Origin of the sequence: Paraburkholderia sp. GAS448 (assembly GCF_050435685.1) — a bacterium.
Lineage (GTDB): Bacteria > Pseudomonadota > Gammaproteobacteria > Burkholderiales > Burkholderiaceae > Paraburkholderia.
Window position 1 is genome coordinate 86,022 of the sequence record NZ_JBNDKT010000014.1, and the last position, 13,167, is coordinate 99,188.

At 64.5% G+C, this 13,167-nt stretch carries 9 protein-coding genes; 5 read left to right on the forward strand and 4 right to left on the reverse strand.

From position 1 onward, the window contains the following. Positions 1 to 25: 25 nt before the first annotated feature. The 3 genes from pncA to P3T23_RS24490 form a co-directional block, all read right to left on the reverse strand. Entirely contained in the window at positions 26 to 658 is a 633-nt protein-coding gene (gene pncA, locus P3T23_RS24480; protein WP_429318706.1) for a bifunctional nicotinamidase/pyrazinamidase, read from the reverse strand. A 50-nt stretch (positions 659 to 708) separates the two neighbouring features. After that, the gene (locus P3T23_RS24485; RefSeq protein ID WP_429318707.1) at positions 709 to 2,793 is read right to left on the reverse strand and encodes a 3-hydroxyacyl-CoA dehydrogenase NAD-binding domain-containing protein; all 2,085 of its coding nucleotides are present in this window, start codon (positions 2,791 to 2,793) and stop codon (positions 709 to 711) included. 177 nt (positions 2,794 to 2,970) lie between these two features. Continuing rightward, positions 2,971 to 4,650, reverse strand: coding sequence for a 3-(methylthio)propionyl-CoA ligase (locus P3T23_RS24490; protein ID WP_429318708.1), 1,680 nt, complete (start codon positions 4,648 to 4,650; stop codon positions 2,971 to 2,973). Positions 4,651 to 4,810: 160 nt separating this feature from the next. On the opposite strand from P3T23_RS24490, the gene P3T23_RS24495 reads away from it, so the two are divergent. The 5 genes from P3T23_RS24495 (at position 4,811) to P3T23_RS24515 (ending at position 8,719) form a co-directional block, all read left to right on the forward strand. After that, positions 4,811 to 6,367 (forward strand): protein adenylyltransferase SelO, encoded by a 1,557-nt coding sequence (locus tag P3T23_RS24495; protein ID WP_429318709.1) that lies wholly within the window; start codon positions 4,811 to 4,813, stop codon positions 6,365 to 6,367. Between the two features lie 91 nt (positions 6,368 to 6,458). Then, positions 6,459 to 6,878: a peptide-methionine (R)-S-oxide reductase MsrB gene (gene msrB / locus P3T23_RS24500; RefSeq protein WP_429318710.1), complete on the forward strand. Its 420-nt coding sequence runs from the start codon at positions 6,459 to 6,461 to the stop codon at positions 6,876 to 6,878. A gap of 203 nt (positions 6,879 to 7,081) precedes the next feature. Continuing rightward, positions 7,082 to 7,612 (forward strand): septation protein A, encoded by a 531-nt coding sequence (locus P3T23_RS24505; protein ID WP_429318711.1) that lies wholly within the window; start codon positions 7,082 to 7,084, stop codon positions 7,610 to 7,612. Further along, positions 7,609 to 7,929 carry a BolA family protein gene (locus P3T23_RS24510; protein WP_429318712.1) on the forward strand — a complete coding sequence of 107 codons (321 nt, stop codon included), beginning with the start codon at positions 7,609 to 7,611 and terminating at the stop codon, positions 7,927 to 7,929. Before P3T23_RS24505 ends, P3T23_RS24510 begins: the two co-directional genes overlap by 4 nt. A gap of 10 nt (positions 7,930 to 7,939) precedes the next feature. Further along, complete coding sequence (locus P3T23_RS24515; protein ID WP_429318713.1) at positions 7,940 to 8,719, forward strand: peptidylprolyl isomerase; 780 nt, start codon at positions 7,940 to 7,942, stop codon at positions 8,717 to 8,719. 165 nt (positions 8,720 to 8,884) lie between these two features. On the opposite strand, the gene purL is transcribed toward P3T23_RS24515, so the two are convergent. Beyond that, positions 8,885 to 12,952, reverse strand: a complete 4,068-nt coding sequence (gene purL, locus P3T23_RS24520) for a phosphoribosylformylglycinamidine synthase (RefSeq protein WP_429318714.1) — start codon at positions 12,950 to 12,952, stop codon at positions 8,885 to 8,887. Positions 12,953 to 13,167: the final 215 nt, after the last annotated feature.

Sequence of the window (13,167 nt, forward strand, 5' to 3'; positions counted from 1 at the left end):
CGCCCGAGGCTGGCGCCGATCTGCGTCAGATCTTTGCCAGCACGTCGGCGGCCTGCACGCGCGCGACACCCGCCGCGTGCAGTTGCCGCCAGGCGGCGTCGAGCGAACCGTTGAGATCGATCGCGCGGGATGCGTCTTCGATCAGCGCGACGTCAAAGCCTGCGGCGCGTGCATCGAGTGCGGACCACGCGACGCAATAGTCCGTCGCGAGGCCGCAGCACCAGACGCGTTTCACGCCGACGTCGCGCAGATAGCCAGTGAGGCCGGTCGGCGTCCTGCGATCCGCTTCGAGAAAAGCCGAATAGCTGTCGACGTCGGCGTGATGGCCCTTGCGGATGACGAGCCGCGCATGCGGTATGTCGAGGTCACGATGCAGCGCCGCGCCCGCTGTGTTCTGCACACAGTGGGTCGGCCACAACACCTGTTCGCCGTACGGCAGCGTCATCATCTCGAACGGGCTGCGGCCCGCGTGATTTGCGGCGAACGAGATGTGTGAGGCCGGATGCCAGTCCTGCGTCAGCACGACATGACTGAACGCGCGCGCGAGCCGGTTGATCACCGGCACGACCTCGTCTCCACGCGCGACGGCCAGTGCGCCGCCGGGCATGAAATCGTTCTGCACATCGACCGCCAGCAGGACCTCATCGGTGCCTTTCATCCCGCTCTCCTTGTCTACCGCTTCGTGTACTGCCTCATTTACCGCTTCACTCAGCTGTTGAAGCCGCGGCCCTGCGCCGCCAGCTCGACGATGCCCGGCGCGATCTGCCAGGCGTCGCCGTTCGGCTGCGCCGCGTAGCGGCGAATGGCCCGCTCGACGTTGTAGAGGCCGACGGTGTCCGCATACAGCATCGGACCACCGCGCCACAGCGGGAAGCCATAGCCCGTCAGATAGACCATGTCGATATCCGACGCCTTCGACGCAATGCCTTCCTCGAGAATCTTCGCGCCTTCGTTGACGAGCGAGAACACCAGACGCTCGACGATTTCGTCGTCGCTGATCTTGCGGCGTTCGGCACCCGTTTCCTTCGAGTACGCGACGATCATCTCGTCGACGAGTTGCGACGGATGCGCCGCGCGGTCGCCAGCCTTGTAGTCGTACCAGCCGCCGCCCGTCTTCTGGCCGAAGCGCCCCGTCTCGCACAGACGGTCGGCGATCTTCGAGTAGTGCATGCCAGGGTGCTCCTGATAGCGCCGCTTCCGGATCGCCCAGCCGATATCGTTGCCGGCGAGGTCGCTCATGCGGAACGGGCCCATCGCGAAGCCGAACTTCTCGATCGCACGGTCGACCTGTGCGGGCAACGCGCCTTCCTCGAGCATGAAGAGCGCCTGACGGACGTACTGCTCGATCATCCGGTTGCCGATAAAGCCGTCGCAGACGCCCGACACCACGGCGGTCTTTTTGATCTTCTTCGCGATCTTCATGACCGTGGCGAGCACGTCTTTCGCCGTCTGCCTGCCGCGCACGACTTCGAGCAGCTTCATCACGTTGGCCGGGCTGAAGAAGTGCATACCGACTACGTCCTGCGGTCGCTTCGTGAATGCGGCGATCCTGTCCAGATCGAGCGTCGACGTATTCGATGCGAGGATCGCGCCAGGTTTCGCCACTTCGTCGAGGCGTTTGAACACCTGCTCTTTCACGCCGAGTTCTTCGAATACGGCTTCGACGATGAGGTCGGCGCTTTTCAGGTCATCGTACGAGAGCGTCGGCGTGATCAACGCCATGCGCTGCTCCAGCGCTTCGGCGGTGAGCTTGCCTTTCTTGACGCTCCCCTCGTAATTCTTGCGGATCGTCGCGACGCCGCGATCGAGCGCGTCCTGTTTCGTTTCAAGCAGCGTGACCGGCAGGCCCGCGTTGACGAAGTTCATCGCGATACCGCCGCCCATCGTGCCAGCACCGATCACGGCGACCTGTCCGATCTCGCGGGCGACCGTGTCCGACGGCACATCGGGAATCTTGCTCGCGGCACGCTCGCCGAAGAACGCATGACGCAGCGCGCGGCTTTCCGGCGTCTGCACGAGTGCCATGAAGCATTCGCGCTCGAACGCAAGACCCTTGTCGAAACCGTTCTTTGCACCGGCTTCAACGGCGTCGATGCACTTGTGCGGCGCCGGGAAATTCTTCGCGATGCCTGCCACGGTGTTGCGCGCAAACTGGATAAAGCCTTCAGCGTTCGGATGTTCGATCTTGCGATCGCGCACACGCGGATGCGGGCCCGGTTTCGCGCCGACCTTGCGTGCAAACGCCAGCGCGGCTCCGAGCAGATCGCCTTCGACGACCTCGTCGAAAAGCCCCGTGCCCGCCAGCTTCTCCGACATGACGGGCGTACCCGACACGATCATGTTGAGCGCGGCTTCGAGACCGATCGCGCGCGGCAGACGCTGCGTGCCGCCCGCGCCCGGCAGAATGCAGAGCTTCACTTCGGGCAGCGCGATCTGCGCGCCCGGCGCGGCCAGCCGGTAGTGCGTGCCCAGCGCGAGTTCCAGCCCGCCGCCCATTGCGACGCTGTGGATCGCCGCGACGACCGGCTTCGCGCTGCCTTCGACGGCCTTGATGACCGTCCCGAGCGTCGGCTCCTGGGTCGCTTTGGGCGTGTTGAATTCGGTGATGTCCGCGCCGCCGGAAAAAGCCTTGCCGGCGCCCGTCAGCACGATGGCCGTCACCGACGGATCGTTCTGCGCGCGTTCGAGCCCTTCGACGATGCCCGCCCGCGTCGACAGACCGAGCCCGTTGACCGGCGGATTGTTGAGCGTAATGACGGCAACGCCGTCACGTGTCGTGTAGTCCACTGCCATGTGCCTGCCTCCATGCGCCTGGCTGCGCAAGATGTGCCCGTCGGTTCATTGTCCGACGCATTGTCCAAACATTCCAGGACCAGAAGGCAGAATACACAAAAAAGCACGATCGTTCAATTAATTGTGTGCTTATTCGATACGGGGTTTGCCCGGAGGGGCCCGGGAGTTATCGGCCGCTCAGGACGGCACCTTGAACGGGCAGTCTGCGATATCGAGCGCAGATGGCAGCACGTGTTCGCGGAACATCTCGCGGAGCTTGAGCTTTTGCAGCTTGCCGGTGGCCGTATGCGGCAGTTCGTCGACGAATACGACGTCGTCCGGAATCCACCACTTCGCGACCTTGCCCTCGTAGAACGCGCGCAGTTCCTCGCGCGTCACGTCAGCGCCCGGCCGTTTGACGATGACGAGGAGCGGCCGCTCAGTCCACTTCGGATGTGCGCAGGCGATGCAGGCGGCCTCCGCGACGGCCGGATGCGCGATCGCGACGTTCTCGAGATCGATCGAACTGATCCACTCGCCGCCGGACTTGATGACGTCCTTGCTGCGGTCGGTGATGTGCAGGAAACCGTCCGGGTCGATGGTTGCCACGTCGCCGGTCGGGAACCAGCCGTCGACGAGCGGTGAGTCATCTTTCTGGAAATAACGCTTGATCACCCACGGGCCGCGCACATGCAGGTCGCCGAAAGCCACACCGTCCCATGGAAGATCCCGGCCATCATCACCGACGATTTTCATGTCGACGCCGTACATCACGTGCCCCTGCTTTTCGCGCAGCTTGCGCTGCTCGTCGGGCGGCCGCTGCGATTGCTCCCATGTCAGTTTCGCGAGCGTGCCAAGCGGTGACATCTCGGTCATGCCCCACGCGTGGATGACCTCGACGCCGTAGTCGTCCTCGAACGTGCGCAGCATCGCAGGCGGACACGCGGAACCGCCGATCACCGTGCGCTGCAGCGTCGAAAACCGTACGCCCGCTTCCTTCATGTAGTTGAGCAGGCCCAGCCAGACGGTCGGCACACCGGCCGAGTACGTGACGCCTTCGGCCTCCATCAGCTCGAAAAGCGACTTGCCGTCGAGATCCTTGCCGGGAAAGACCAGTTTCGCGCCCGTCAACGGCGCCGCGTGCGGAATGCCCCAGGCGTTCACATGAAACATCGGCACCACCGGCAACACCGAATCGCGCGCCGACAGACACATCGCATCCGGCAGCGAGGCGCCGTACGCGTGCAGCACCGTCGAGCGATGCGAATACAGCGCGCCCTTCGGATTGCCGGTCGTGCCTGATGTGTAGCAGAGGTAGGACGCCTGGCGTTCGTCGATCGGCGGCCAGTCGAAAGCGCCGTCATGCGGTTCGAGCAGCGTCTCGTAGCTGATGAGCGCCGTTGACGTCGGCATCGGCAGGTGCGGCAGATGCGCCTCATCGGCGAGCGCGATCCAGCCGCGCACATTCGGGCAGCGCGGCGCAAGACAATCGACGAGCGGCGCGAACGTCGTGTCGAACATGACGTAGCTGTCCTGCGCGTCGTTGATGATCCACGCGATCTGGTCGGGGAAGAGCCGCGGGTTGATCGTATGGCAGACGGCGCCGAAGCCCGTCGTGCCGTAATAGACTTCGAGATGCCGGTAACCATTCCATGCGAGCGTGCCGATCCGCTCGCCCGGCTGCACGCCAAGGCCAGTCAGCGCCTGTGCCAGCCGCTTCGCACGCGTCTCGCAATCGCGATACGTGTAGCGATGCAAGTCGCCCTCGATCCGGCGCGACACGATCTCCGTACTGCCGAAGTGCCGCGCGGCATGCGCGATCAGCGAGGACACGGTGAGCGGCACATCCATCATCTGTCCCAGCAGCGGCGTTGTCATGTTTTTGTCTCCTCGCCCAGTCACGTGTAAGCCTTCAGGTCGGGCGCCTCTCGCACGGTTGCCGGATGGCCGCCCCACCCATGTCAGGGTGAAGCAGGAAGCCGGCCAGCAGGCCCGTGGGCGCGGACTTACAATATCGGCTAAACGTGAGGCCCTCAATATGTCGTTTTCCCCAAGCAACTCCGGCCTGTCAGAGCCGATGTCGGCCCTGGCCGGCTCGATTGGAAGCCAGCGCGAAGGCGCGTTTGCCCAGCTCGGCACCGCCTTCATGACGCGTCTGCCGGCGGCGCCTCTAGCGGCCCCGTACGTCGTGGGCTTCTCCGCCGAAACGGCCGCCCTGCTCGGCTTCGATGCGGCACTTGCCCAGGATCCAGGCTTCGCCGAGTATTTCTCCGGCAACACCACCCGCGACTGGCCCGCACAGGCCTTGCCTTATGCATCGGTCTATTCGGGGCACCAGTTTGGTGTGTGGGCGGGGCAACTGGGCGATGGCCGCGCGCTCGGGCTTGGCGAAGTCGAACACGAAGGCACGCGCTATGAACTGCAACTCAAGGGCAGCGGCCGGACGCCGTATTCGCGCATGGGCGACGGCCGCGCTGTGTTGCGTTCGTCGATCCGCGAATTCCTGTGTTCGGAAGCGATGCACCACCTCGGCATTCCGACGACGCGCGCGCTTTGCGTGATCGGCTCCGACCAGCCGGTGCGCCGCGAAGAACTGGAAACGGCGGCCGTGGTGACGCGCGTCGCGCCGAGCTTCGTGCGCTTTGGGCACTTCGAGCACTTCTATTCGAACGATCGCGTCGACGCATTGCGTTCGCTGGCGGATCACGTGATCGAGCGTTTCTATCCCGCCGTCAGGCAGGCCGACGATCCGTATCTGGCGCTGCTGAACGAAGCGGTGCTGTCGACGGCGGACCTGCTCGCCCAATGGCAGGCGGTCGGCTTCTGCCACGGCGTGATGAACACCGACAACATGTCGATCCTCGGCCTCACGATCGACTACGGTCCGTTCGGTTTCATGGATGCGTTCGATGCGAACTACATCTGCAACCACTCCGATACACAGGGCCGCTACGCGTACCGGATGCAGCCGCAGATTGGCTACTGGAACCTCTTCTGTCTGGCACAAGGCCTCCTGCCCCTCCTCGGCCAGCAGCACGAAGACAGCGTGCGCGGCGAACGCGCGGTGGAAGATGCGCAACGCGTGCTCGAGGGATTCAAAGGCCGCTTTGCACCCGCGCTCGAACGGCGGATGCGCGACAAGCTCGGTCTCGAAACCGAACGTCCCGGCGACGATCAGCTCGCCAACCGGCTGTTCGAAATCATGCACGCGAACCGTGCGGACTTCACGCTGACGTTCCGCAATCTGGCGCGGGTTTCGAAGCTCGATGCGAGCCAGGATGCGCCGGTGCGCGACCTGTTCCTCGACCGCGCCGCGTTCGACACCTGGGTGAACGACTACCGCGCGAGGCTGTCCGAAGAAACACGCGATGACACCGCGCGGGCCATTGCAATGAACCGGGTGAACCCCAAATTCGTACTTCGCAATCACCTTGCGGAAACCGCGATCCGTAAGGCGAAGGAAAAGGACTTCTCCGAAGTCGAACGGCTGGCGGCGGTGCTGCGCCGTCCGTTCGACGAGCAACCCGAGCACGAAGCGTATGCGGCGCTACCGCCCGACTGGGCGAGTTCGCTCGAAGTCAGTTGCTCGTCGTGAAGCCCGCCTGGATCCCGATGCCCTGAGCCGGCCGCCCCGACAGACTCCGTGAGCGACCGGCCCGCCCCCTCCTATCGACAGGACCCTGACCATGAATCCAGACGATCTCAAGACCGACTTGCCCCCCGTGCAGAAAGACGACGCCGAATGGCGCAAGCAGCTTTCCGAGACCGAATACCAGGTGACGCGCCACGCCGCCACCGAGCGCCCGTTCACCGGCCGCTACTGGGACCACTTCGAGCGGGGCGTGTACGACTGCGTCTGTTGCGGCACGCCGCTCTTCGAATCGGACACGAAGTTCGACGCCGGCTGCGGCTGGCCGAGCTACTTCAAGCCGATCAACGGCGAGGTGATCGCCGAGAAGACCGACCGCTCGCACGGCATGCTGCGTATCGAGGTGCAGTGCAAGAACTGCGGCGCGCACCTCGGCCACGTATTCGAGGACGGTCCGGCTCCGACCGGTCTTCGGTACTGTATCAATTCGGCTGCGTTACAATTCGACCCCAAGTAACAGACGCCGGTCGCGGCGGCGCTCCAGACGGGCGGGCCCCTTCTGTACTGCGGCGCCGCGCCCGGGCTGCTGAACGGCATTGCCGTCCGGACGCCTCGCGGCCGCTGGCGGACCGACCATAGCGGGTACGGACAACGGCCGCCCGCGCGCCCTTCGTTGAGCCCTTATTGAGCGTTTCACTCTCCCCGATTGCCGACCCGATAATGAAATTCCTGTTCGACCTGTTCCCGATCATCCTGTTCTTTGTCGCGTTCAAGATCTGGGGCATTTTTACGGCGACGGCCGTCGCCATCGTCGCCACGCTCGTGCAGATCGCCTTCGTCGCATTCCGGCATCGCAAGGTCGATCCGATGCTGTGGGTGAGCCTCGGCGTCGTCACGGTGTTCGGCGGCGCGACGCTCGTGCTGCATAACGACACCTTCATCAAGTGGAAGCCGACCGTGCTTTACTGGGCGTTTTCGGTCGCGCTGATCGTGTCGCAGATGGCGTTCAGCAAGAACCTGATCGAAGCGATGATGGGCAAGCAGATCACGCTGCCGCATCGCGTGTGGGCACAGCTGAATATCGTGTGGGCGGCGTTTTTCGTGCTGCTCGGCATCGTCAACCTGTTCGTCGCCTATCACTTCTCCACCGATGCGTGGGTCAACTTCAAGCTGTTTGGCGCGACTGGCTGCCTTGTGGTGTTCATCGTCGGTCAGAGCCTGTGGCTCGCCAAATACATGAAGGAGGAGTGACCGTGAGCCACGACGTCTTCCTCAACGCCACCACAGCCGAGCGCGCCGCGCTGATCGAGGCGCGCCTCGCCGCCGCACTCGCGCCGGTCGTTTCAATCGATGTGCGCGATGACAGCGCGCAGCACGCTGGCCATGCGGGTGCCGCAGCCGGCGGTCATTTCAGTGTCACGATCGTCGCCGCGGCATTCGCCGGCAAGGCCCGCGTAGCAAGGCACCGCATGGTGTATGATGCGCTGGCCGATGGCATGCAGCGCGGCATCCACGCACTCGCAATCACGGCTTACACGCCAGAAGAATTCGATTTGTTGTCCCGTTAGGAAACTTCCGATGACCTTGAAGAACACCCGCTCATGGGTATTGCTGGCTGCGTTCGCGGCAGCGCCTGCGTTTGCGCAGAACATCGCCGTCGTGAACGGCACGCCGATTCCGAAAGCACGCGCCGATGCGTTGGTCGAGCAGCTCGTCCATCAGGGCCAGCAGGACACGCCGCAACTGCAGATGGCCGTTCGCGAAGAACTGGTCAACCGTGAAATCCTGATGCAGGAAGCGGCCCGCCGCGGTCTTCCGACGCGTCCTGACGTGAAGGCGCAGATCGCCGTCGCGCAACAGACCGTCGTGCTGCGCGCGCTGATCGAAGACTTCGTCAAGAACAACGCGCCGACCGACGCCGATGTCAAGGCACGCTATGACGACCTCGTGAAAGGCGCGGGCGGTCAGGAATATCACCTGCACCACATCCTCGTCGACAACGAGCAGCAGGCCAAAGACCTGATCGCGAAGATCAAGGCAGGCGCAAGCTTCGAAGACCTCGCGAAGCAATTCTCCAAGGATCCGGGATCGGGCAAGAACGGCGGCGACCTCGACTGGTCGGACCCGAAGGCCTATGTGCCGGAATTCGCCGACGCAGCCACGAAGCTGAAGAAAGGCGAGATGACCGATACGCCGGTACACACGCAGTTCGGCTGGCACATCATCCGTCTCGACGACACCCGCGCGATCACGCCGCCGCCGCTCGAGCAGGTGAAGCCGCAGATCGTGCAGCAGATCCAGCAGGAAAGGCTGCAGGCGTTCGAAGAAGGCCTGCGCAAGAACGCGAAGATCCAGTAAGTCGCGTTGGCGGCCCTGCGGGGCTGCCGGACGAGGCTCCCATACGGGGGCTCCCGTTGGTTTTCCAGCTTCAGAAACGACAATGCCGCCCTCGGGCGGCATTGTCGTTTTCAGGTTCAAGACCAGGGGCTTGGCGCACCTTTCGGCGCGCCCGTCTTCGTCCGCCTAGCCGAGCCAGCGGCGTGCGTTCTGGAACACACGCATCCACGGGCTTGCTTCGCCCCAGCCCTCCGGATGCCAGCTCATCGTCACCGTGCGATGCACGCGCTCGGTATGCGGCATCAGCACGGTGAAGCGGCCGTCAGGTGTCGTCACCGAAGTGATGCCTTGCGGCGAACCGTTCGGGTTGAACGGATACTGTTCGGTCGCCCCGCCACGGTGATCGACATAGCGCATCGACACCGCCACGCGCGATGCGTCACCCTGCTGCGAAAAGTCCGCGAAACCTTCGCCGTGCGCAACAGCCACCGGAATCCGCGAGCCTTCCATGCCGGTGAAGAAGATTGACGGCGACGCCTGCACTTCGACCAGCGAGAAGCGCGCCTCGAATTTCTCCGACTTGTTGCGCGTGAACTTCGGCCATGCATCCGCGCCCGGAATCATCGACGCGAGGCTGCTCATCATCTGGCAGCCATTACAGATACCGAGTGCAAACGTGTCCGCGCGACCGAAGAACGTAGCGAACATGTCGGCGAGCTGCGGATTGAAGCGGATCGTCTTCGCCCAACCTTCGCCAGCGCCGAGCACGTCGCCGTACGAGAAGCCGCCGCAGGCCACCGCACCCGCGAAATCGGCCAGCGTGGCGCGGCCGGAGAGCAGGTCGCTCATGTGCACGTCGTGCGCATCGAAACCGGCGCGATCGAATGCGTAGGCCGTTTCGAGGTGTGAGTTCACGCCCTGCTCGCGCAGGACCGCGACACGTGGACGGGCACCCTTCGCGATGAACGGCGCAGCGACATCTTCGGCGGGATCGAAGCCCAGATGCGGCGTGATGCCAGGATCCGACGCGTCGAGCAGCATGTCGTGTTCAGCATCGGCGCACGCGGGGTTGTCACGCAGACGCGCAATCCGCCAGCTGACTTCGTCCCACGCACGATGCAGTTCGGTGCGCGGCGCTTCGTAGATCTTCTTCGCATCGCGCCACACTTCGAGCGCGTCGCGCTCGTTCGGCTTGCCGATCACGTGCGAGCACGCCGACAAACCGTGTTCGCGCAACGCGGCCAATACCGCATCGCGATCCGACGTGCGCACCTGGATCACTGCGCCGAGTTCTTCCGAGAAGAGCGCGCGAATCGTGCGGTCGTCGCGACGGCCGCTCGTCTGCTTCGCCCAGTCTTTCGCGTCGCCGTAATCGAATTCGTGATCCGGATCGAGCGTCAGGATGTCGACATTCAGCGACACGCCTACGTGCCCCGCAAACGCCATTTCGCAGACCGTCGCCCACAGGCCGCCATCCGAGCGGTCATGGTACGCAAGCAGCCGGTCCTGGCCGTTCAGTTCCTGAATCGCGGCGAAGAAGCGCTTCAGGTCTTCCGGATCGTCGACGTCGGGCACCGAATCGCCGACCTGCTGCGTCACCTGCGCGAGAATGCTCGCGCCGAGACGATGCTTGCCGCGGCCAAGGTCGATCGCGATCAGGACGGTGTCGCCCACTTCGTCGGCACGGCGCAGTTGCGGCGTCAGATGGCGACGCACGTCCTCGACCGGCGCGAATGCCGAGATGATCAGCGACACGGGGGCGACCACTTCCTTCGCGACGCCGCGGTCTTCCCACTTCGTGCGCATCGACAGCGAATCCTTGCCGACCGGGATGCCGATGCCCAACGCCGGGCACAGCTCCATGCCGATCGCCTTCACGGTGTCGTAGAGCGCCGCGTCTTCGCCGGGGCTGCCGCATGCGGCCATCCAGTTGGCCGACAGCTTGAGCTTGTCCAGCGAGGCGATCGGTGCCGCAGCGATGTTCGTCACCGCCTCGCCGACCGCCATGCGGCCCGACGCGGGCGCGTTGATCACGGCGAGCGGCGTGCGTTCGGCCATCGTCATCGCTTCGCCACGGAAGCCCGCGTAGTCCGCCGCCGTGATCGCGCAGTCTGCGACCGGCACCTGCCACGGGCCGACCATCTGGTCACGCACGCTCGTGCTGCCCACCGAGCGGTCGCCGATCGTGATCAGGAACGACTTGCTCGCCACCGTCGGGTGACGCAGCACGCTCACAGCCAGTTCCGACAGGTTCAGGCCGGTCACGTCGACCGGCTGCAGGTTCACCGGCTCGCGCCTGACATCGCGATGCATGCGCGGCGGCTTGCCGAGCAGGACTTCCATCGGCATGTCGACCGGCTGGTGGGCATTCGCGTCGCGTTCGCCGGCATCGATCAGCTTCAGTTGACGTTCGGCAGTCGCCACGCCAATGACGGCGAACGGGCAACGCTCGCGCTCGCAGATCGCCGCGAACTCATCGAGATCGGCGGGCGCAATGGCCAGCACGTAGCGCTCCTGCGCCTCGTTCGACCAGATTTCGCGCGGCGACAGACCGCTCTCTTCCAGCTGGATCTCGCGCAATTCGAAGCGCGCACCCTTGTCCGCGCCGTCGACGAGTTCCGGGAACGCGTTCGACAGTCCGCCCGCGCCGACGTCGTGAATGCTCAGGATGGGGTTCTTCTCGCCCAGCTGCCAGCAGCCATTGATGACTTCCTGCGCGCGCCGTTCGATTTCCGGGTTGCCGCGCTGCACCGAATCGAAGTCGAGTTCAGCGGTGTTCGTGCCGGTCGCCATCGAGCTGGCTGCGCCACCGCCCATTCCGATCCGCATGCCCGGGCCGCCGATCTGGATCAGCAGCGACCCTTCGGGCAGATCGTGCTTGTGGGTATGCTGGTCGGCGATATTGCCGATGCCGCCCGCGATCATGATCGGCTTGTGATAGCCACGCACGCGGCCTGCCACGTTCTGTTCGTAGACGCGGAAATAGCCGCCGAGATTCGGCCGGCCGAATTCGTTGTTGAACGCGGCGCCGCCGAGCGGGCCGTCGATCATGATCTGCAGCGGCGACGCGATGCGGTCCGGGCGGCCGTACGTCGCGTGCTGTTCGGCGCTATTGCGATGGGCGACCGGCTGTGCGGCGTCGCGATCGTTTTCCCACGCTTCGCGGGCATCCGGCAGATCGAGGTTCGACACGGTGAAACCCGTGAGACCCGCCTTCGGACGCGCACCACGGCCGGTCGCGCCTTCGTCGCGAATTTCGCCACCGGCACCCGTCGCAGCACCCGGGAACGGCGAGATCGCGGTCGGGTGGTTATGCGTTTCCACCTTCATCAGCGTATGCGTGAGCTCGGTATGGCGACCGTAGTGCTCAGGCAGTTCGCCTTCCTTCGTGGGCTTGCGCGGGAACCAGCGCTCGGCCACCCCGCCCACCATGATCGACGAGTTGTCCGAATACGCGACGATCGTGCCTTGCGGGCTGATCTTCTCGGTATTGCGGATCATGTTGAAGAGCGAAATATCCTGCTCTTCGCCATCGATCGTCCATTGCGCGTTGAAAATCTTGTGGCGGCAGTGCTCGCTGTTCGCCTGCGCGAACATCATCAGTTCGACGTCGGTTGGGTTGCGGCCGAGCTTCGTGAAGGCGTCGACGAGGTAGTCGATTTCGTCGTCGGCGAGCGCCAGGCCCAGTTCCGTGTTCGCGGCTTCCAGCGCGGCGCGGCCGTTCGCCAGCACGTCGACGGTTTGCAGCGGCCTCGCCGGCAGTTCGTCGAACAGGTGCATGGCGTGATCGCGCGACGGCGCGACGCTTTCGGTCATGCGATCGTGCAGCGCGTCCGCAACGGCTGCGCGTGCTTCGTCGGACAGCGCTTTCTTTCCACCCAGCAGCCCTGACTTCAGGATCACGGTGTACTCGACGCCGCGCTCGATCCGGCGCAGGTGTGTAAGGCCGCAGTGATGCGCGATGTCGGTCGCCTTGCTCGCCCACGGCGACACCGTGCCAAAGCGCGGGACCACGAGGAAGGTTTCCGCCGTGCCACGCTCTTTCGCTTCATCGAACGGCTCGCCGTAGTGCATCAGCGCTTCGATCTTCGCGCTGTCGTCAGCGGAAAGCGGCGTTGTGGCGTTGACGAAGTGCAGGTATTGCCCGCGCACGCCGATGATGTTGGCGTCGATACGGGTGAGCGTATCCAGCAGGCGGGTTTGACGGAAATCGGAAAGGGCCGAAGCGCCGGGGAAACACGAGAAGTGGGCCATGGACTTGACGTTGCGTCGGTCAGTTGCGTCTCAATTGCGTCGCTCAATTGCGTCGATGAGTCGCGCGTGCGGGCGACGAGAGGCGAAAGGAAGTCGCAGATTATAACCCGGGAAGGCCCGTCAGACCTGGCTGATGTGGCATGACGGCTAGCACGGCGGCCGCCCCGAAGGCGGGCTCCGGCACGGCCCGGCAACGTGCGGCGGCGTGGCGGTTC